Source organism: Microbacterium sp. G2-16M (assembly GCF_055809115.1).
Genome location: NZ_CM147897.1, coordinates 440052 through 459761 on the forward strand (window position 1 = coordinate 440052; position 19710 = coordinate 459761).

20 protein-coding genes and 4 tRNA genes are annotated in these 19710 nt (G+C 69.6%); 15 read left to right on the plus strand and 9 right to left on the minus strand.

The features are described from left to right. Positions 1-86: 86 nt before the first annotated feature. The 5 genes from zapE to AC0L6F_RS02150 all read left to right on the plus strand — a co-directional run bounded on the left by zapE (position 87) and on the right by AC0L6F_RS02150 (position 4890). A complete protein-coding gene (gene zapE / locus AC0L6F_RS02130) occupies positions 87-1133 on the plus strand; it encodes a cell division protein ZapE (protein WP_274638321.1) in 1047 nt (348 codons plus the stop codon). Between the two features lie 97 nt (positions 1134-1230). Further along, positions 1231-2538 (plus strand): ammonium transporter, encoded by a 1308-nt coding sequence (locus AC0L6F_RS02135; RefSeq protein WP_259611959.1) that lies wholly within the window; start codon positions 1231-1233, stop codon positions 2536-2538. A gap of 22 nt (positions 2539-2560) precedes the next feature. Then, positions 2561-3103 carry a type II toxin-antitoxin system PemK/MazF family toxin gene (locus AC0L6F_RS02140; RefSeq protein ID WP_473539011.1) on the plus strand — a complete coding sequence of 181 codons (543 nt, stop codon included), beginning with the start codon at positions 2561-2563 and terminating at the stop codon, positions 3101-3103. A 102-nt stretch (positions 3104-3205) separates the two neighbouring features. Next, a complete protein-coding gene (locus AC0L6F_RS02145) occupies positions 3206-3922 on the plus strand; it encodes a TetR/AcrR family transcriptional regulator (protein WP_473539012.1) in 717 nt (238 codons plus the stop codon). Further along, positions 3919-4890: an aldo/keto reductase gene (locus tag AC0L6F_RS02150; RefSeq protein WP_473539929.1), complete on the plus strand. Its 972-nt coding sequence runs from the start codon at positions 3919-3921 to the stop codon at positions 4888-4890. Before AC0L6F_RS02145 ends, AC0L6F_RS02150 begins: the two co-directional genes overlap by 4 nt. Positions 4891-4950: 60 nt before the next feature. On the opposite strand, the gene AC0L6F_RS02155 is transcribed toward AC0L6F_RS02150, so the two are convergent. Continuing rightward, positions 4951-5023: transfer RNA gene (locus AC0L6F_RS02155), tRNA-Val, on the minus strand. A 147-nt stretch (positions 5024-5170) separates the two neighbouring features. Between AC0L6F_RS02155 and AC0L6F_RS02160 the strand changes: the two genes are divergently transcribed. The 3 genes from AC0L6F_RS02160 (at position 5171) to AC0L6F_RS02170 (ending at position 5493) form a co-directional block, all read left to right on the plus strand. After that, a tRNA-Gly gene (locus AC0L6F_RS02160) sits at positions 5171-5242 on the plus strand. Positions 5243-5308: 66 nt separating this feature from the next. Then, a tRNA-Cys gene (locus tag AC0L6F_RS02165) sits at positions 5309-5382 on the plus strand. A gap of 39 nt (positions 5383-5421) precedes the next feature. Beyond that, positions 5422-5493, plus strand: a tRNA-Val gene (locus AC0L6F_RS02170). Between the two features lie 36 nt (positions 5494-5529). Here the strand turns inward: AC0L6F_RS02170 and AC0L6F_RS02175 are convergent. Next, complete coding sequence (locus tag AC0L6F_RS02175) at positions 5530-6198, minus strand: response regulator (RefSeq protein ID WP_259611963.1); 669 nt, start codon at positions 6196-6198, stop codon at positions 5530-5532. Continuing rightward, positions 6195-7328, minus strand: a complete 1134-nt coding sequence (locus AC0L6F_RS02180; RefSeq protein WP_473539013.1) for a sensor histidine kinase — start codon at positions 7326-7328, stop codon at positions 6195-6197. The genes AC0L6F_RS02175 and AC0L6F_RS02180 overlap by 4 nt, the downstream gene beginning before the upstream one ends. 195 nt (positions 7329-7523) lie before the next feature. Here AC0L6F_RS02180 and AC0L6F_RS02185 point away from each other — a divergent pair, with 195 nt between their 5' ends. The 5 genes from AC0L6F_RS02185 to AC0L6F_RS02205 all read left to right on the plus strand — a co-directional run bounded on the left by AC0L6F_RS02185 (position 7524) and on the right by AC0L6F_RS02205 (position 12598). Beyond that, positions 7524-8180 carry a hypothetical protein gene (locus AC0L6F_RS02185; RefSeq protein ID WP_473539014.1) on the plus strand — a complete coding sequence of 219 codons (657 nt, stop codon included), beginning with the start codon at positions 7524-7526 and terminating at the stop codon, positions 8178-8180. Between the two features lie 124 nt (positions 8181-8304). Beyond that, positions 8305-9513, plus strand: coding sequence for an acyltransferase family protein (locus tag AC0L6F_RS02190; protein WP_473539015.1), 1209 nt, complete (start codon positions 8305-8307; stop codon positions 9511-9513). Between the two features lie 10 nt (positions 9514-9523). Continuing rightward, positions 9524-10033, plus strand: coding sequence for a glycine cleavage system transcriptional repressor (locus AC0L6F_RS02195; protein WP_473539016.1), 510 nt, complete (start codon positions 9524-9526; stop codon positions 10031-10033). Between the two features lie 28 nt (positions 10034-10061). Continuing rightward, complete coding sequence (gene thrS / locus AC0L6F_RS02200) at positions 10062-12044, plus strand: threonine--tRNA ligase (protein ID WP_473539017.1); 1983 nt, start codon at positions 10062-10064, stop codon at positions 12042-12044. Then, positions 12041-12598 carry an HIT family protein gene (locus tag AC0L6F_RS02205; RefSeq protein ID WP_473539018.1) on the plus strand — a complete coding sequence of 186 codons (558 nt, stop codon included), beginning with the start codon at positions 12041-12043 and terminating at the stop codon, positions 12596-12598. Before thrS ends, AC0L6F_RS02205 begins: the two co-directional genes overlap by 4 nt. A gap of 9 nt (positions 12599-12607) precedes the next feature. Here AC0L6F_RS02205 and thpD read toward each other — a convergent pair whose 3' ends face one another. The 6 genes from thpD to AC0L6F_RS02235 all read right to left on the minus strand — a co-directional run bounded on the left by thpD (position 12608) and on the right by AC0L6F_RS02235 (position 18124). Further along, on the minus strand, positions 12608-13507 hold the full coding sequence (gene thpD / locus AC0L6F_RS02210) for an ectoine hydroxylase (RefSeq protein WP_473539019.1): 900 nt from the start codon (positions 13505-13507) through the stop codon (positions 12608-12610). Between the two features lie 25 nt (positions 13508-13532). Next, the gene (locus AC0L6F_RS02215) at positions 13533-13928 is read right to left on the minus strand and encodes an ectoine synthase (protein WP_259611971.1); all 396 of its coding nucleotides are present in this window, start codon (positions 13926-13928) and stop codon (positions 13533-13535) included. 28 nt (positions 13929-13956) lie between these two features. Beyond that, positions 13957-15234, minus strand: a complete 1278-nt coding sequence (gene ectB / locus AC0L6F_RS02220; RefSeq protein WP_473539020.1) for a diaminobutyrate--2-oxoglutarate transaminase — start codon at positions 15232-15234, stop codon at positions 13957-13959. An 11-nt stretch (positions 15235-15245) separates the two neighbouring features. After that, entirely contained in the window at positions 15246-15803 is a 558-nt protein-coding gene (gene ectA, locus AC0L6F_RS02225) for a diaminobutyrate acetyltransferase (protein WP_259611972.1), read from the minus strand. A gap of 129 nt (positions 15804-15932) precedes the next feature. Beyond that, positions 15933-16784, minus strand: a complete 852-nt coding sequence (pdxY, locus tag AC0L6F_RS02230) for a pyridoxal kinase PdxY (RefSeq protein WP_473539021.1) — start codon at positions 16782-16784, stop codon at positions 15933-15935. Then, positions 16781-18124 carry an aminotransferase class I/II-fold pyridoxal phosphate-dependent enzyme gene (locus AC0L6F_RS02235; protein ID WP_473539022.1) on the minus strand — a complete coding sequence of 448 codons (1344 nt, stop codon included), beginning with the start codon at positions 18122-18124 and terminating at the stop codon, positions 16781-16783. Before AC0L6F_RS02235 ends, pdxY begins: the two co-directional genes overlap by 4 nt. Positions 18125-18211: 87 nt before the next feature. On the opposite strand from AC0L6F_RS02235, the gene pdxS reads away from it, so the two are divergent. Together pdxS and pdxT are read left to right on the plus strand one after the other, a co-directional pair. Next, the gene (gene pdxS / locus AC0L6F_RS02240; RefSeq protein ID WP_473539023.1) at positions 18212-19108 is read left to right on the plus strand and encodes a pyridoxal 5'-phosphate synthase lyase subunit PdxS; all 897 of its coding nucleotides are present in this window, start codon (positions 18212-18214) and stop codon (positions 19106-19108) included. Beyond that, complete coding sequence (gene pdxT / locus AC0L6F_RS02245) at positions 19105-19707, plus strand: pyridoxal 5'-phosphate synthase glutaminase subunit PdxT (RefSeq protein ID WP_259611973.1); 603 nt, start codon at positions 19105-19107, stop codon at positions 19705-19707. The genes pdxS and pdxT overlap by 4 nt, the downstream gene beginning before the upstream one ends. Positions 19708-19710 lie beyond the last annotated feature (3 nt).

Here is a 19710-nt window from a genome sequence, read left to right on the forward strand (position 1 = left end):
TGGATGCCGTCTGATTCGACATTAGCCGCCTGTTCGGGCGTCGTCCCCGTTCTTTCACACTCCGTCATGTTCGGCCGCCTTCGGACATGCCCGCCCCGCAGGAGCCGCCGCCCGTGACCACCGGAATCGTGCATCTCACCGACCGTCTGCCGCAGGTGACGGGACCCGAGATGGTCGCAGCCCTCGTTCCGCCGCCGCAGTTCCGCGAGGCCACCTTCGACTCGTACCGCCCCGACCCGGCATACCCGTCCCAGCTGGAGGCGAAGGAGAAGCTGGCCGCGTTCAGCAATCCGACGGCGGCCGCCGGCAAGGGCGGACTGTTCCGTCGCGCGAAGAAGGCCCCGCCGACCAAGCCCGGCGTGTATCTGGACGGCGGGTTCGGCGTCGGCAAGACGCACCTGCTGGCAGCCGTGTACCACGCGATGCCCGCGGCGCGGAAATACTTCGGCTCGTTCATCGAGTACACGGCGCTGGTCGGGGCCCTGGGGTATCAGAAGACCGTGGACCTGTTCCGGGGTTCGCAGCTGCTGTGCATCGACGAGTTCGAGCTGGACGACCCGGGCGACACGATGGTGATGACCCGCCTGCTCGGCGAGCTCGTCGCCACCGGCACGCGGCTGGCCGCGACATCCAACACGCCCCCGAATGCCCTCGGCGAGGGACGCTTCGCCGCGCAGGACTTCCTGCGCGAGATCCAGGCCATGGCCGATGCGTTCGAGACCATCCGGATCGACGGCACCGACTACCGGCAGCGGGCCGTGGACGGCGCGGCCGTCGTGCTGGGCGAGACGGACTACGAGCGGACGATCGCGGATGCCGCGGCATCCGGGGTCGTGTCGGACGACGCGTTCACGGGGCTGGTCGCGCACCTCGCACGGGTGCACCCGTCGCGGTACATCCGGCTCATCGACGGCGTCGACGAGATCGGACTGCGCGACGTCGTGCAGCTGGACGACCAGTCCGAGGCGCTGCGGCTGGTCGCCTTCATCGACCGCGCATACGACGCGCAGATCCCGATCCGCGCCAGCGGGCATGCGCTCAGCGACGCGTTCAGTGCAGAGATGCTGGCCGGCGGCTATCGGAAGAAGTATCTGCGGGCCGTCTCGCGGCTGATCGCGCTGACGGCGTCCTGACCGCCGAAACCTGATGTTCACATTCGGCCGGGTGCTGTAACACCCGCGAAACGAACCGCGGCGCCGGCGGAAACGTGCCGGCCCCAGACTGTCCGGCATGGACAGCGGAAACCTCTCGTGGTACATCGTGGCGACGGCCCTTGTACTGCTCATGACGCCGGGCGTGGCGTTCTTCTACGGCGGACTGGTGCGGGCCAAGAGCGTCGTCAGCATGATGATGATGAGCTTCGGGGCGATGGGCCTGGTCGCCGTGCTGTGGATCCTCTACGGGTTCAGCATGCAGAATGTGTCCACCGGGTGGGTCGGCTTCATCGGCAACCCGTTCGCCGACTTCGGGCTGGCCGACCTCGCGTCCGGAGCGAGTTCGAACGTCGACCTGGTGGGCGTGGCGTTCGGCGCGACGTTCGCCATCATCACGGTCGCCCTGATCTCGGGCGCGATCGCCGATCGCGCGAAGTTCGGGTCGTGGATGCTGTTCGTCCTGCTGTTCGTCACGCTCGACTACTTCCTGGTCGCGGGGTGGGTGTGGAACCCGTCCGGGTGGATCGCCTCGCTGGGCACCCACCTCGGGCTGAGCACCAACGTCATCGACTATGCGGGCGGCACGGCGGTGCACATCAACGCCGGCGCAGCGGCCCTGGCGCTGGCGCTCGTGCTGGGCAAGCGCGTCGGGTTCAGCAAGCAGATGAACCGGCCGCACAACGTGCCGCTCGTGCTGCTGGGCGCGGCGCTGCTGTGGTTCGGCTGGTTCGGCTTCAACGGCGGCGCCGCCGCCGCCGGTGACGGCATCGCCGCCGCCGGGTCGCCGATCGGCCTCATCACGATCAACACGCTCGGCGCGACAGCCGCGGCGATCCTCGGGTGGCTGCTGATCGAGCGGATCACCGGGCGCAAGCCGACGTCGGTGGGGGCCGCATCCGGCGCCGTGGCCGGGCTGGTGGCGATCACGCCGGCCTGTGCGAACCTCACCCCCGGCTGGTCTCTGGTCCTCGGGCTGCTGGCCGGCGTGGTGTGCGCCAAGGCGGTCGAGCTGAAGTACCTGCTGCGGATCGACGATTCGCTCGACGTCGTGGGCGTCCACCTGGTCGGCGGCCTGCTGGGCACCATCTACCTCGGCTTCTTCGCGACCGGCACCGGCCTGTTCACCGGCGGCAACGCCGACCAGCTGATCGTGCAGGTGATCGCCGCGCTGTCGGTGATGGTCTTCTCCTTCGGCATCTCGTGGCTGATCGGCTGGGCCATCCAGAAGACGATGGGTTTCCGCATCCGCAGCGAAGACGAGCTGGCCGGGGTGGACACCGTGGTGCACGGCGAGAGCGGCTACGAGTTCCCCGACGAGGGGATCAGCACCGGACCGGTCCCGGTGCAGGCCCCGACCCGGGAGCCGGAGAAGGTTCTCAGCTGACACCGACGGATAGGGTGGCCGGATGAGCGCTGCCCCCGGCATCCTGTCCCGCCTGCTCGGACTGCTGCGCCCGTCCGCGCGCTCCACCGCTCGACGCCGTCCCACCCCTCGGGGGTCGGACGGCGTCGAGCCGTCTCCGGGAGGCGCGGGACCCGCGGCCACCGTCGAGATCGCACCGCCGGGACGCGACGGACTGCGCATCACCTATGCGCCGGCGACGGACGGCGACCCCGACGCGGGCGAGATCGTCTGGACGTGGGTGCCCTATCAGGAGCGGGACGGGCGGGGAAAGGACCGACCCGTGCTGGTGATCGGACGGCACGACGCCGACAGCGTCTATGCCGTGAAGCTGACGAGCAGATCGCACGACGGCGACCGCGACTTCCTGTCGATCGGCTCGGGTCCCTGGGACGTGCAGGGGCGAGAGTCGTGGGTGGACATCGATCAGGTCTACCTCGTCCACCACGACGGGATGCGCCGCGAGGCGGCCGCGCTGGACGGCGCGCGGTTCGCGCGAGTCGCCGCGGTGCTGCATCAGCGCTATGGGTGGGTCGTGGCGGTCTGAGATCGGATGCAGAGTGCTCGGGATCCTGGAGCCTCCGGCCTGTGAACACGGTGTTGGCTATATCGGCGATCTAGTCGCCCTTCCCTGATATACCATCGGTATATGGACTCGGGTAAAGAGCGTCTGATGGCAGCGGCGCGTTCGCTGCTCGTTGAGCATCCGCGTCGCGAGCCGAGCACTCGGGAGCTGTATGAGGCGGCCGGTGTGGCGGCGCCCACGCTGTACCACCACTTCGGAGACAAGGACGGTCTGCTGCAGGCTGTCATTGAAGAGGCCTTCGCCGCCTACCTGGAGCGCAAGCGCGCCGTCCCTCGCTCCGGCGATCTGCTGGTCGATTTCGCGGCGGGCTGGGAGATGCATGTCGGCTTCGGCGTGGAGAACCCGGTGCTGTACGCGCTCATGCATGACCGCGAGGAGGGTCGCAGTGCCACTCGTGCGGCGCAGATCGCCGAGGAGCAGCTGCGCCTCGGCTTGGAGACGCTCGCCGAGGCGGGACTGCTCCGCATGGACGTGGACGAGGCGGTCGCGATGACGATGGCGATGGCGATCGGATGCGTCACCCAGCTCAATCGCCGTGGCGGAACCGCCACCGGGCCACTGGCGCGCTCGATGTGCACGGCCTTGATGGCCGAGCTCACCGGCCACTGTTCAGAGCCCGCTGACGCCGGCCAGGCCGCCCGATTGGTGCTTGCCAGGCTCAGCTCCGCCTCGGAGCTGTTCACCTCGGCCGAGGAAGCCCTGCTGCGGCAGTGGCTGCGCACCCTGACCGAACACCTTTCTCCAATGCGGAACGCTCGAGAAGAAGGACGAGACGAATGAACAGTTCGACCACCGAGGATGTCGCAGCCACGCACCTGTTGGGAGGTCGAGATCGTGTGCCTCGCCTCGGGTACGGCGCCATGCAGCTGGCCGGTCCCGGGGTGATCGGGTTGCCCGACGACGTCACCGGTGCGATCGAGATCCTGCGACAAGCCGTGGACAAAGGGGTGCGGTTCTTCGACACCGCCAACGCCTACGGTCCTCGCACGGTCAATCAGCTCATCGGACGCGCGCTGAGCCCGTTCGCTGACGACGTCGTCATCGGGAACAAGGTCGGTGCGTGGCGCGGCCCCGCCGGCGAATGGCTGACCGAAAGCCGGCCAGAGACCGTGCGAACCCAGGTCGAAGACGCTCTGCTCGATATGCGCACCGAGTCCAGTGCGCTCACCTACCTCCGCCTCTGGGGCGACAGCCAGGCCCCGGCGAACACGCCGGCCGAGGAAGTGCCGCTGGAGGAATCGCTCGGCGCCCTCATCGAGCTGCGCGAGGAGGGCAAGATCCGCCATATCGGACTGTCCGGCGCCTCTCCCGAGATGCTGGAGCGCGCACAGCAGATGACGACGATCGCCGCAGTGCAGAATCGCTTCAACCTGATCGACCGAAGCGGCATCGAGGTTCTGACAGCCTGCGAACGCGACGGCATCGCATTCGTGCCCTACTTTCCCCTCGCCTCCGGTGCGCTCGGCGAACCTGACGCACTCACGCAGCCGGCTCGGCGACTGGACGTCCGCCCATCCACGGTCGCTCTGGCCTGGCTGCTTCGGCGTTCACCGGTGATCATCCCGATCCCCGGCACCAGATCGTCGGAGCATCTGGCCGACAACGTCCGCGCGGCCGAGATCGCGCCACATCTCACCGATGAAGAGATCCGGGTGCTGACCGCAGTCGACGACGAAGGCTCCGCGACACTGAACACGATGTCGAGGCAGATGGTCGACGCCCTGACACGTCGTCGCGCGTCCGTCTGAGCCGGCAGCGGCGAGGATGCTCAACCCGCTGATGTCGCGGTGTGAACATCCGATATTCGGTGGGCGATGCCGGACTCGAACCGACGACCTCTTCCGTGTGAAGGAAGCGCGCTACCAGCTGCGCCAATCGCCCATGACCCGTGGGGCCGAGTACCGATGTTACCCGATCTGTGAGCCCGCTTCGAACCGCCCGCACGGAACACGCGCGGGCGCCCGGTGGTTTGGTGCAGCCGCCGGAATCAGCTAGAGTTTTCCATGCGCCGGAGAGATCCGGAGCAATGCGGATGTAGCGCAGTGGTAGCGCATCACCTTGCCAAGGTGAGGGTCGCGAGTTCGAATCTCGTCATCCGCTCGAGTGCGGGGGTCTTTCCCGGAAGACCACGCCGTGGTGTTCGAACCCCATGGTTTTGATCCACACGGTGGCGTGGCCGAGAGGCTAGGCACCGGCCTGCAAAGCCGTTTACACGGGTTCGAATCCCGTCGCCACCTCCACTCCCGGTTCCGGCCGGACAAGTGAACAGCCCGTTGTGGGCGCGATTGGCGCAGCGGTAGCGCGCTTCCCTGACACGGAAGAGGTCACTGGTTCGATCCCAGTATCGCGCACGAGGAAAACCCGCGGAATCCCGCGGGTTTTCTGCGTCACGAATCGTCCCACTCCCGGGTCGGCGTGACGAGCCCGGTCTCGTAGGCGAAGACCACCGCGTGAATGCGATCGGGCAGCCCGAGCTTGGCCAGCACCCGGGCGACGTGCGTCTTCACGGTCGTCTCGGCGATGAACAGGCGAGCGCCGATCTCGGCGTTGCCCAGACCCCTGCCGACGAGCCGGAGGACGTCGAGCTCGCGCGCGGTGAGCGCTCGCACGGAATCGGCCGTACCGCCCGGCGGAGGTCGGCGAGCATACTCGGCAATGAGACGCGCGGTCACGGCGGGAGCCAGCAGCACGTCGCCGCGTGCCACCGAGCGCACCGCGTGGACCAGGTCGGCGCGCCCGACGTCCTTCAGGAGAAAGCCGCTGGCGCCGGCCCGGATCGCATCGTAGACGTACTCGTCGAGATCGAAGGTGGTCAGGATCAGCACCCGCGACCGTTGCCCGCTGGCCACGATCTGGCGGGTGGCCTCGATGCCATCGAGCACCGGCATCCGCACGTCCATGAGGATGACGTCCGGCGCGTGTGCGCGTACCCCCTCGACGGCCTCGCGTCCGTCGACGGCGACCGCGACGACGTCGAGGTCGTCCTCGGCTTCGAGCATCGTCGCGAGTCCATCGCGCACCAGCACCTGGTCGTCGGCCACGAGAACCCGGATCACAGCACCTCCAACGGCAGCCGTGCCGCGACGACGAACTCGCCTGGCCGATCGGTGCGGATCTCGACGGTGCCCCCGAATGCGGCGGCACGTTCGCGCATGCCGGCGATGCCGTGGCCGGCCACCGGCGGCGCGGCGCCGGCGCACCGGTTGCTCACGGTCAGGGCGAGTGCGTGGGGGGTGGTGCGCACCCGGACGGCGGCATCGGGCCCCGAGCCGTGGGCCAAGGCGTTCGTGAGCGCCTGCTGCACGATCCGATAGGCCGCCAGATCCACTCCCGCCGGAATCGACACCTCCGGGCCGTCGCGATCCAGGCGCACCACCAGCCCCGCCTCACCGATTTCGCGGACGAGGTCACCGAGGTCTCCGAGCCCGCGCTGCGGCGACCTCGACGAATCGCCGTCACTGCTGCGCAGCACGCCCAGCAGTCCGCGCAGCTCGCGCAGGGCCTCGGTGCCGGTCCGCTCGATCGCCTGCACCGCACGGCGGGCGGTCGTGGCATCCTTCCCGAGCGCTGCATCCGCGGCACCGGCCTGCACCACCATCACGCTGACGCCGTGGGCGATGACGTCGTGGAGTTCGCGGGCTATCCGCAGACGCTCGGCGTCCACCGCGGCCGCCGCGCGCTCCTCACGAGAGGCGTCCAATTCGGCGTAGGCGACCTCGAGCTCGTGCAGCACGCGGCGGTGGCGCTTCATCGCCCAGCCCGCGACGACCGGCAGCACCATCAGGACCGACTCCCACACCACGTCCGCGGGCGTGTGCGGTGTGGTCGTCACGATGGATGCCACCACGGCCACGACCGTGATCATCGCGACCGGCGCCGCAGCCCAGGCCGCGCAGCGATAGCAGACGACGATGGATGCCACGACCAGCGCTATCTGATCGTCGGGCACCATCCCCGCCCCGGCCGCGACGGCGATCGCCGCGCACAGCATCGCCGTGGCCGGCAGCGGCATCGTCCGCGCCCCGAGCACGGCAAGGCCGAGCAGCACCGCGACGGCGACAGCCGGGACGCTGACGCCGCCGGTGGCGGCCTGCAGCAGGGCAGCGAGGCAGAGAGCGCCGGCCAGGACGATCTCGGCCATCGTCGGTCGCGGTTCGTCGGCGATGAACGCCGCGCGCCATCTCATGCCCTGACGATACTGCGGCCCGGGGCGCGGCCCATCGTCGCTGCGGACGACACGGATCCTCTGTGTGGAGGACCCCGGGCCGCGGAGGTCCCACCGGTGCGACGACCTGCGGCATCCAGACCGGCGATGCGCGGGTGCCCGGCGGATTTCTACGCTCAACGGGTTCGGTTCATCAGACAACGTTGGGAGAACATCGTGACCACCCTCATCTGGCCGACTCAGGTGGCGGCCCCGCAGGCCGGCATCGGGCAGCGTACACGCTCGGCCGCCGGCATCCTCTGCGCCATCGGCTACTTCTGCTCGTCGTTCATCGAAAGCGTCGTCAGCACCGTGGACGGCGATGCGAGCCCCTCCGCCCAACTCGCGCACATCCAGGCGAACCTGCCGGGCATCCGCACGCAGGTGCTGTTCGAGTTCCTCACGCCACTGTTCCTTCTGGGCCTCGCGTTCGCGCTGATCAGCGCCCTGCGGCATCGGGGCGTCTGGCTGGCCTCGCTCGGCGCGATGCTGGCCGCGATCGGGGCGGTCGCGGGTGCGGGAGGCGCTGCGGTGCACCTGGTGTGCCTCACGCTCATCACGACCGGGGCACCGGACGCGGCGGCGACCTCGATCCTGTCGGCGCAACTGCCGGATGCGCTGTTCTTCGGCCTGTTCGCGACCCCCCTCGCACTGCTGGTCTTCGCGGCGGCGGCGTGGCGTGCCCGGGTGACCAGCTGGATCCCCTTCGCGATGGTGGCGGTGTACACCGCGCTGGACCTCGCGGGTCTGCTGCCCGAGGTCGTGCCCCTCGTGGTCGGGCTGGTCGCATTTCTGATGATCCTCTGGCCGCTCGTTCGCGACCGTCACGCATGACACCAGAGAACCCCCGGTCTGGCGAGGGTCTCCGGCCTCACAGCGCAACCTCCGGCGATGAGAGTCCTCTCACAGGGCGCGTATCCTCAGCCTCCGTTCATAACGGCTTCGTAACGTTGAGGAGATGTCAGCAACGTCACGACTGTCCGCCCTCGACGGGTTGCGCGGGATCGCAGCGCTCGTCGTGGTGGTCCACCACAGCCTCCTGGTGTCGCCGCTGCTGGCATCCGGCTACTACGGCGGATCGGTCGGGGACGCCCCCTGGCGCATCGCGCTGGTGTACTCGCCGCTGCACCTGGTCTGGGCCGGCGCCGAGGCGGTCGTGGTCTTCTTCGTCCTCTCCGGGTTCGTCCTGGCCCGGGCGGTCCGGTCGCGCTCGTTCGACTGGTTCTCGTACTTCCCGTCGCGCGTGCTCCGGCTCTGGCTGCCGGTCATCGGCGCCGTCGCGTTCTGCTACTTCGTCCTGATGCTCCCGCACGACGGAGCGACCTCCAGCCCGTGGCTGGACCGGGTCCCCGGCTACTCGCCCTCGGACATCCTGCGCGACCTGACGCTGGTCGGCGGGACCTCCGGCGTCGTCTCGCCCCTGTGGACGCTGCGGTGGGAGGTCATCTTCTCGCTGCTGCTGCCGGTGGCCGCATACGCCGTGCGGCTCATCCCGGCCTGGATGCTGGGACTCGCGTGCATCGTGCTGTCAGCGGTCGGCGCCAGCCAGGACGTGGCCCCGCTGCAGTACCTGCCGATCTTCGGAGTCGGGGTCGCGATCGAGGGCGAATGGGATCGGATCGGCCGGGCAGTGGATCGCCTGACCCGCCGCGCGGGGGCGCTGGTCTGGTCGATCGTGCTGGTCGTCGCCGGGCTCCTCCTCAGCATGCACTGGCTGCTGCTCGGCCCCCTCGGACACGGCCCGGCCGTCGCCCTCTCGCAGGCGCCGATCGTGATCGGAGCCGCGATCCTGGTCATCGCCGCCGTGCACTGCACGACGCTGCGGCGGGTGCTCACCTGGCGGCCGATCGCCTGGCTCGGCGGCATCTCGTTCAGTCTGTACCTGATCCACGAGCCGATCGTCATCCTGATGGCCAACATCACGGACGCGTCCCGCTGGACGCTTCTGACCGCCGTCCCGCTCGCGCTCGTGGTCGCCTGGGTCTTCTGGCTGATCGTCGAGCGCCCGGCGCACCACATCTCCCGCGCGGTGCGCGCGCGGGCCGCCTGGCGGCCGGACGCGGTGCCGCGCCAGGATGCCGCGGTCACGGATCACCCGGCCGAGCCGACCGCGGCCCCCACGCACGGCGAGCGCGAACTCACGCACAGCGGGCGGCCGTCGCAGTAGGCTCGCGTGCATGGCCCACCTCGTGCTCACCGTCGTCGGAGACGACCGTGCCGGACTGGTGACGGCGCTGGCGGATCTGGTCGCTGCGCACGGCGGGAACTGGGAGCGCAGCGAACTCGCCGAGCTCGCGGGGGCATTCGCGGGGATCGTGCTGATCGAGGTGGCCGACGACCGCAGCGATGACCTGACGGCCGCGCTGCGCGAACTCAGTGGGCTGCTGACGATCACGCCGTACCGCGCAGTCGAACCCGCAGAGGCGGCGCCGGGCGACAAGGTGACGTTCACCGTGCTCGGCAACGACCGACCGGGGATCGTCCGCGACATCACCGGGGCGCTCGTCGGCGGCGGACTGACCATCGACCGGTTCACCAGCCGCACCGTGGCTGCGCCCATGGCCGGGGGCGAGCTCTTCGAGGCAACCGTGACCGTCCGCGCCGCCGGCGGCGCCGAGCTGGCGGCCGCCGTGGCCGAACTCGAGCGCCTCGCCGGTGAGATCCAGGTCGATCTGACCCTCGCCTGAGCGAGCGGGCGGTCGTCGATAGAATCGGGTGGTGACCACCACCGACGGCTTCGCCCTGTTTCCCGACCGCTCCGTCGTCGCCCTGCGCATCAACGGCGACCTGAAGGATCTGGCCACCACCGTCCAGACGACGGATGTCGTCGAGCCGGTCACGATCGACAGCGCGGACGGGCTCGACATCCTCCGCCACTCCGCCGCGCACGTCCTCGCCCAGGCGGTCCAGCGGATCAGGCCGCAGACCGACCTCGGCATCGGCCCGCCGATCGCCGACGGCTTCTACTACGACTTCGGCACCGAGACGCCGTTCACCCCCGAGGACCTGAAGGCCATCGAGAAGGAGATGCAGCGCATCATCCGCGAGAACCAGCGGTTCGTGCGCCGGGTCGTCAGCGAGCAGGAGGCACGCACGGAGCTGGCCGATGAGCCGTTCAAACTCGAGCTGATCGGGCTGAAGGGTCCCGGAGCGGCCAAGACCGAGGGCGCGAGCGTCGAGGTCGGCGAAGGCGAGCTCACCATCTACGACAACGTGAATCGCGACGGCGAGACCGTGTGGAAGGACCTGTGCCGCGGCCCGCATCTGCCCGGCACCCGTCTGATCGGCAACGGATGGGCGCTCTCGCGCGTCGCCGGCGCCTATTGGCGGGGCAGTGAGAAGAACCCGCAGCTGCAGCGCATCTACGGCACCGCCTGGCCGACGAAGGACGAGCTGCGCGCCTACCAGCAGCGCCTCGAGGAGGCGGCCAAGCGCGACCACCGGCGTCTGGGCCGGGAACTGGACCTCTTCTCGTTCCCCGACGAGATCGGATCCGGTCTGTCAGTGTGGCATCCGCGCGGCGGCATCATCCGGCAGGAGATGGAGCAGCACGCGTTGCGTCGTCACCGCGAGGCCGGCTACAGCTACGTCTACACCCCGCACATCACCAAGAAGGACCTCTTCCTCGAGTCGAACCACCTCGTCACCTACAAGGAGGGCATGTTCCCGCCCATCCGGCTGGACGAGGAGCGCGACGAGAACGGCGAGATCACCAAGCAGGGCATCGACTACTACCTCAAGCCGATGAACTGCCCGATGCACATCCTGGTGTACCGGGAGCGGGCGCGCAGCTATCGCGACCTGCCGATGCGGCTCTACGAGAACGGCACCGTCTACCGGTACGAGCTGTCCGGCGCCCTGCACGGCCTGACCCGGGTGCGCGGCTTCACGCAGGATGACTCGCACCTGTTCGTCACCTTCGATCAGCTCGAGGACGAGGCGTCCAGCGTCCTGGAATTCGTGCTGTCGATGCTGCGCGACTTCGGCCTGACCGAGTTCGAGCTCGAACTGTCGATGCGCGACGACGAGAAGTCGAAGTGGATCGGCGACGAGGAGCACTGGGCGGTGGCCACCGACGCGCTGCGGCGGGTGGCACAGGCATCCGGTCTCAAACTGACCGAGGTGGCCGGCGAGGCCGCCTTCTACGGCCCGAAGATCGACCTGAAGACGAAGGATGCGCTCGGCCGCACCTGGCAGCTGTCCACCGTGCAGCTCGACTTCAACCTGCCCGAGCGCTTCGAGCTGGAGTACACCGGTCCCGACGGATCCAAGCACCGGCCGGTCATGATCCACCGCGCCCTGTTCGGGTCGATCGAGCGGTTCTTCGCGATCCTGCTCGAGCACTACGCCGGGGCGTTCCCGGTGTGGCTGTCGCCGGTGCAGGTGGTCGGCATCCCGGTCGCCGAGGAGTACGGCGACTACCTCGAGGACATCATCACGCGGCTCAAGGTCGAAGGGGTGCGGGCCGAGGCCGACCACAGCGATGACCGGATGCAGAAGAAGATCCGCACCCACACCACGCAGAAGGTGCCGATCCAGCTGATCGCCGGCGAACAGGACCGCGCCGCCGGTGCCGTCTCGTTCCGGTTCCGCGACGGCACCCAGCGCAACGGCGTTCCGGTCGACGAGGCGGTGCGGCTGATCCGTGCGGCGGTGGAGCACAAGACGCTGGTCAACACGGCCGAGGATCTCGCGTGACCCACGACGAGTCTGCGGACGTCCCCGGCCTGGTCGCCGCCAGCGAGCTGCCCGGGGTGCCGGACGAGTTCCAGCGCCTGTGGACGCCGCACCGCATGGCCTACATCCAGGCCGGTGCCGACGCCATGCGCGAGGCGTGCCCGTTCTGCTCGGCGCCGGGCAAGTCGGACGAGGACGGCCTCATCGTGCACCGCGGACGCAGCGCCTACGTGCTGCTGAACCTCTTCCCGTACAACTCCGGCCACCTGCTGGTGTGCCCGTATCGGCACGTGGCCACGTACGATCAGGCCACTCCCGAGGAGGTCGGCGAGATCGCCGCGCTCACTCAGCGTGGGATGCAGGTGCTGCGCGGTGTGTCGCGCTGCGACGGATTCAACATCGGGATGAATCAGGGGCGGGTGGCCGGCGCCGGGGTCGACGAGCACCTGCACCAGCACATCGTCCCGCGCTGGGACACCGACGCCAACTTCTTCCCCATCATCGCGAAGACGAAGGCGCTGCCGCAGCTGCTGGGGCAGGTGCGGCAGGCCGTCGCCGACGCGTGGCGGGAGTGAGCGCCCGGTTCAGCGCAGCGGGGTGACGTCCTCGCGGTGGGCGATGTGCTCGGGCCGCGGTGCGGACGCCGCATAGGGCTCGGCGAGCGCGTTGTCGACGCTGTTGAAGACCAGGAAGATGTTCGACCGCGGGAACGGCGTGATGTTGTTGCCCGATCCGTGCATGATGTTCGCATCGAACCACAGCGCCGAGCCGGCCGGACCGGTGAACTGGTCGATCCCGTACCGCTCGGCCAGTCGGGTGATGTCCTCCTCCGTGGGCACTCCCACCTCCTGCGCCTGCAGTGAGGACCGGTGGTTGTCCTCCGGGGTCTCGCCGACGCAGGAGATGAACGTGCGGTGCGAGCCCGGCATCACCATCAGGCCGCCGTTGAACGGATAGTTGTCGGTGAGCGCGATCGAGCAGCTCACGGCGCGGGGGATCGGCATCCCGTCCTCGGCGTGCCAGGTCTCGAAGTCCGAGTGCCAGTAGAAGCCGGTGCCCCCGAATCCGGGCATGTAGTTGATCCGCGTCTGGTGCAGATAGACATCCCCGCCCAGCAGCTGGCGGGCGCGATCGAGCAGGCGCGGGTCGCGCGTCAGATCGCGCAGGGCCTCGCTCAGCGCGGGCACCGCGAAGATCGAGCGTACCGCACCGGTCGCCCGCTCCCGCACGACGCGGGGGTCGGCGGCCAGCGACGGGTCCGTCGACAGCCGCTGCAGCTCGGCCGAGTAGCGCTCGACCTCTCCGGCGGTGATGAAGTCCTCCAGCACGGTGAATCCGCGGGACTCGTGCGCGCGGAGCTCTTCCGCGGTGAACGGGCCGGAATCGGCGTCGCCCCACACCGTCGGCTGGTCGCGCTCGATCGGCTCCCGAGCCTGGGTCAGGCGGGTCGGGTACAGATCCTGTTCGATGGTGGCAGTGGTCATCGTGTGTCCTTCCTCTTTCGTGCGGTCAGGCGGTGGCTTCGGTCAGCAGCGGGTAGACGCCGTTCTCGTCGTGCACCTCGCGACCGGTCACCGGCGGGTTGAACACGCACACGGTGCGGATGTCGGTGCGCGGTCGCACCCGGTGCCGGTCGTGGTCGTTGAGCAGGTAGAGCGAGCCCGGTCCGAGCTGGTGCACCTCTCCGGTGGCCAGGTCTTCGATCTCGCCCTCGCCGGAGACGATGAAGACGGCCTCGATGTGGTTCTGATAGCAGAACTCCGATTCCGTTCCGGCGTACAGCGTCGTCTCGTGGACGGAGAATCCGACCCCCTCACGCGCGAGGACGATGCGCTTGCTGCGCCAGTTCTCGGTGCGGATGTCGGCATCGGTGTCGGTGATCTCGGCGATGGTGCGAACGAGCATGGGTTCCTCTCCTGCGGGTGTGTGGGTGTCAGCGGGCGGTCACGACGTCGGCGACGGCCGCGTCGATGATGTCCAGGCCGTGGTCGAGGTCGTCGTCGGCGATCGTGAGCGCCGGCAGCAGCTTGACCACCTGGCCTTCGGGACCGGACGTCTCCATCAGCAGGCCCTCGGCGAACGCCGCGCGGCAGATCGCGTCGGCGGTCGAGCCGTCGGGCGTCTGCAGGCCCCGGGCCAGTCCCCGTCCCTTCGCGACCAGCGTCTCGGCGCCATGACGCGAGACGAGGGCGTTGAACCGGCTCTCCACCCGGGCGCCCTTGCGGACCGTGGACTGCGCCAGGGCGTCATCCTGCCAGTACTCCCGGATGGCGGCGGCTCCGGTGGCGAAGGCGGGCGCGATGCCGCGGAAGGTGCCGTTGTGCTCGCCGGGCTCCCAGACGTCCAGGTCGGGGCGGATGAGGGTCAGCGCCATCGGCAGCCCGGAGCCGCTGATCGACTTGGACAGGCAGACGATGTCGGGGGTGATGCCGGCCTCTTCGAAGCTGAAGAATCCGCCGGTGCGTCCGCAGCCCATCTGCACGTCGTCGACGATCAGCAGGATCTCGTGCTCGGCGCACAGCGCGGCCAGGCCGCGCAGCCACTCGGCGCGGGCGGCGTTCATGCCGCCCTCGCCCTGCACGGTCTCCACGATCACGGCGGCCGGGGTGTTCAGACCGCTGCCGCTGTCGGTCAGGAGCCGCTCGAAGTAGAAGAAGTCGGGGTAATCCCGGTCGAAGTAGTCGTCGTACGGCATGGGAGTGGCGTGCACGAGCGGAATGCCGGCACCGCCCCGCTTGAGCGAGTTGCCGGTGACCGAGAGGGCCCCCAGCGTCATTCCGTGGAAGGCGTTGGTGAAGTTCACGATCGACTCCCGCCCGGTGACCTTCCGTGCCAGCTTCAGCGCCGCCTCGACCGCGTTCGCCCCGCCGGGACCGGGGAAGACGACACGGTAATCGAGATCGCGCGGGCGCAGGATCGTGGAGTCGAAGGCCTGCAGGAACTCGCGTCGCGCCGTGGTGAACATGTCCAGCGAGTGGATGATGCGGTCGCTGCCGATGTAGTCGAGCAGCACCTGGGTGAGCAGCGGATTGTTGTGGCCGTAGTTGAGCGCGCCCGCCCCGGAGAAGAAGTCGAGGTACTCGTTGCCGGCCTCGTCGTAGAGATGGCTGCCGACCGCCCGGTCGAAGACGACGGGCCATGACCGCGAGTAGCTGCGGACCTCGGATTCGAGCGCGGTGAACACGTCGGTGCTGGAGTCGGTGATGGGCATGGCAGTCCTCCTCAGGTGTGGCCGGGTCGATCGCTCGCCGGGACGAGCGGTCCGATCCGGTGCAGTCGTTCGGGATGGTGCAGGTCGGGGAAGTGCCCCGCGTCCAGCAGCGGCGTCGTCTCGTGCGACGTCCGGCGTGTCCGCGCGAGGCGCTGGAACAGACGCTGGGATGCGGAGTTGTCGTCGGTGATCGTGGTCTCGAGGAACCGCACGGGAGGTGATCCGTCCGGTGCGGAATCGACGAGGTCATCCAGCAGGCGGCCGGCCAGGCCGCGGCCGCGCTGGTCTTCGTCCACGGCGATCTGCCAGACGAACAGGCACTGCGCGTCGTCCGGCCGGCGATACCCCAGGACGTACCCGACGACACGATCCTCGACGAGTGCGACGCGGCAGGTCGCGGCGAAGTCGCGGGCGAACAGCAGGTACATGTACGACGAGTTCAGATCGAGCTCACCGGAGTCCGCGGCGACGCGCCACATCCCCGCACCGTGCACCAGGGCAGGGGAGGCGATCCGAACCCCGGTCGGATCCGGGGAACGGGCATGGCCTGCGTCGATGGGATACGTCATGCGTCCACGACGCTAACGCGCCGCCAGAGACTGGCCAAGCCGCGGCGTGTCAGGTTGCGAGGGCCCACCGGGGGTTGTCATCATCGCGCGCACGCACCACGCGCACGCGCGTTGAACAGGGAGTGCGGCTCAGCGAACCCGGGTCACTTCGAACTGCATCCGGGGGTGCGCGTAGGACTCCTGCGCCTCCACGAGCTGCAGCTCGCGCTGCCCGGAGCCGTGGGTCAGGGTCAGAAGGTCGAAGACACTCGAGGTGGTCCGGGCCAGGGCGTCGGCGGCATCGCCGGTCGCGCGGAAGTGCGCGCTGAACAGTGCCGCGGTGACGTCTCCCGAGCCGTTCGCCTTGATCGGGATGTGCGGGGTCTGCACGATCCAGGCACCGTCGTCGGTGACCGCCAGCATCTCGATCGTGCCCTCCGGCCGCTCCGGCCGCTCGACGCTGGTGACGAGCACTGTGCGCGGCCCCATCTGCCGCGCCCTGTCGGCGGAGGCGAGCGTGGACTCCAGGTCCCCGGGTTCGGTCTCGGTGAGAAAGCCCAGCTCGAACTGGTTCGGCGTGATCAGGTCCGCGGCCGGGACCACCCGCTCGCGCAGCAGGATCGGGATGGCGGGTGCGACGAAGCATCCCGACTTCGCATTGCCCATCACCGGATCGCACGCGTAAACCGCTGCCGGGTTCGCGGCCTTCACCCGGGCCACCGCATCCAGGATCACATCGGCGATGCCCTCGCCGCCCTGATAGCCGGAAAGCACCACGTCGATCTCGCCGAGCACGCCGCGCTCCTCGATGCCCGTGATGACCTCGCGCACGTCGTCCGGGCTGATCATCGGCCCGCGCCAGGCCCCGTAGCCGGTGTGGTTGGAGAAGTTCACGGTGTACACCGGCAGCACTTCGACGCCGATGCGCTGCAGGGGGAAGACGGCGGCCGAGTTGCCGACGTGACCGTAGGCGACCGCGGACTGGATGGAGAGGATCTTCACCGATCGATCATCGCACGACCCACGGCACGGACCGCATCGACGGACGCGGCCACGTCGTCGGCCAGCCGGACGGCTCCGGCGTCGTCCAGATCGTGCACCGTCAGGCGCAGATGGCGGGAGGCCGCGTCGTCCGCGAGCTGGAACTCGGCACCCGGACGTGCCAGCCATCCGCGGCGCATGAGCTGCTCGGCCACGCCGCGCGCCTCGACCGGCAGCGCCACCCAGAGGTTGAGCCCGTCACCGGCGGTGCACGGCACCCCGCGTGCGGTGAGCGCGTGCGCGAACGCGGCATTGCGTGCGGCGTAGTGGGCGGCGGCGGCCCGGATCCGCTCGAGCACGCCTGGATCGGTCATCTGCGCGACGGTGAGCCGCTGCAGCAGATGGCTCACCCACGTCGTGCCCGGACTGAGCCGCTGGGCGAGACGCTCCGCCGTGTCGGGATCGGATGCTGCGACGGCCAGGCACATGTCGGGTCCGAGGAACTTCGACACCGAGCGCACGAGAGCCCACCGGCGATGGTCCGGTCCGATCAGCGAGTGGTACGGCTGCGTCGAGAGCATGGAGAAGTGGTCGTCCTCGATCACCAGGACGTAGGGGTGGTCGGCCAGGATCGCCCGCAGCGCGGCGGCGCGGCGCGCGGTCAGGCCGGCGCCCGTGGGATTCTGGGCGCGGGGGGTGCACACCACCGCCCGCACGCCGGCGGCCAGGGCGGATCGCAGCCCGGCCACCGTCATCCCCTCGCCGTCCACCGGCACCGGCACCGGCCGGTAGCCGCCCAGCCGCACCGTGTTCAGGCTGGCCAGGAAGCACGGGTCCTCGAGGGCGACGGCGTCGTCGCGGGTCATCGCCTGCGCCAGCAGCCGGTCGACGGCGTCGGCGGCCCCGCTGGTGATGGTCAGTCGCACCGGCAGCGCGGGATCGATCGCCTCGGACATCCACGCGGTCGCCCAGCGCGCGAGCTCGGGGTCGATGACCGGCTCGCCGTACAGCACCGGCCGGCCGGCCAGACCCGCCAGGGCGGAGGAGATGTCGGGGATGCGCTCGGGATCGGGATTGCCTGTGCCGATGTCGCGCAGCACGCTGCCGGCGGCGAAGCCCTCCTGGGCGACCGCGGTCACCGCGGCGATGCGGGTGCCGCCCCGCCCGAGCGTCTGCACCAGACCGGCCTGCGAGAGCTGTCCGTACGCGGCCGCCACGGTGTTGCGATGCACGCCGAGACGATCGGCGAGCACGCGGACCGGCGGCAGCGGGTCGCCGGCCCGCAGCGCGCCGACCTCGTGCAGTCCGCGCACGCTGTCGGCGATGTCGGCGGCCGTCCGGCCGGTGATCGTGCTGTCCATGGCACCCCCGCAGTCGACTGTACGCGGACGTGGTACTTTTTGGCATATGCCAATGGATGGCATTGGCACGACGACGAAGGGGAAATCATGGCAGACGACTCTCGCACCGCGGGGACCGGCCGGGTCAAGCGGGGGCTTGCCGAGATGCTCAAGGGCGGTGTGATCATGGACGTGGTCACGGTCGACCAGGCGAAGATCGCCGAGGATGCCGGCGCCGTGGCCGTGATGGCCCTCGAGCGGGTGCCCGCCGACATCCGCGCAGAAGGCGGCGTGTCCCGGATGAGCGACCCCGACATGATCGACGGCATCATCGAGGCCGTCTCCATCCCGGTGATGGCCAAGGCGCGCATCGGGCACTTCGTCGAGGCGCAGGTGCTGCAGGAGCTCGGCGTGGACTACATCGACGAGTCCGAGGTGCTCTCGCCGGCCGACTATGCCAACCACATCGACAAGTGGGGCTTCACCGTGCCGTTCGTCTGCGGGGCCACCAACCTGGGCGAGGCGCTGCGCCGCATCAACGAGGGGGCGGCGATGATCCGCTCCAAGGGCGAGGCCGGGACCGGGGACGTGTCCGAGGCCACCAAGCACATCCGCAAGATCTCCGGCGAGATCAACGTGCTCCGCTCGATGACCAAGGACGAGCTCTACGTCGCCGCCAAGGAGCTGCAGGCGCCGTACGACCTGGTGGCCGAGGTGGCCGAGACCGGCGCGCTGCCGGTCGTGCTGTTCGTCGCCGGGGGAGTGGCCACGCCCGCCGACGCCGCGATGATGATGCAGCTGGGCGCGGACGGCGTGTTCGTCGGCTCGGGGATCTTCAAGTCCGGCGACCCGGCCGCCCGCGCGGCGGCGATCGTGAAGGCGACCACGTTCTACGACGATGCGTCGGTGATCGCCGAGGTCTCGCGCGGCCTGGGCGAGGCCATGGTCGGCATCAACGTGTCCGACCTGCCGGCGCCGCACCGCCTCGCCGAGCGCGGCTGGTGACCTGGAGGCCGCGCGTCGGCGTCCTCGCCCTGCAGGGGGATGTGCGCGAGCACGTCCGGATCCTGGCCGGGCTGGGCGCCGACGCGGTGCTCGTGCGGCGCCCGTCCGAGCTGGCCGAGATGCAGGGCCTCGTCATCCCGGGGGGCGAGTCCAGCGTGATGGACAAGCTGGCGCGCACGTTCGGCCTGGCCGGCCCGATCCGCGCGGCGATCGCCGACGGCCTGCCGGTGTACGGCACCTGCGCCGGACTGATCCTGCTCGCGGACCGGATCACCGACGGCATCCGGGGTCAGCAGACGTTCGGAGGTCTGGATGTCACGGTGCGTCGCAATGCGTTCGGCGGCCAGGTCGAGTCGTTCGAGACCGACCTGGACGTGCCGGCGGTCGGCGCACCGCCGGTGCACGCGGTCTTCATCCGCGCACCCCAGGTCGAGCAGGTGGGGCCGGGGGTCGAGACCCTGGCGGCGCTGGCGGACGGCACGGTGGTCGCGGTGCGGGCGGGCGGGCTGATCGGCACCTCGTTCCATCCCGAGATGAACGGCGAGACCCGGTTCCACGCCCTGCTGCTGGATGAGGTCCGTGTCCGAGCGGCTGCCTAGATT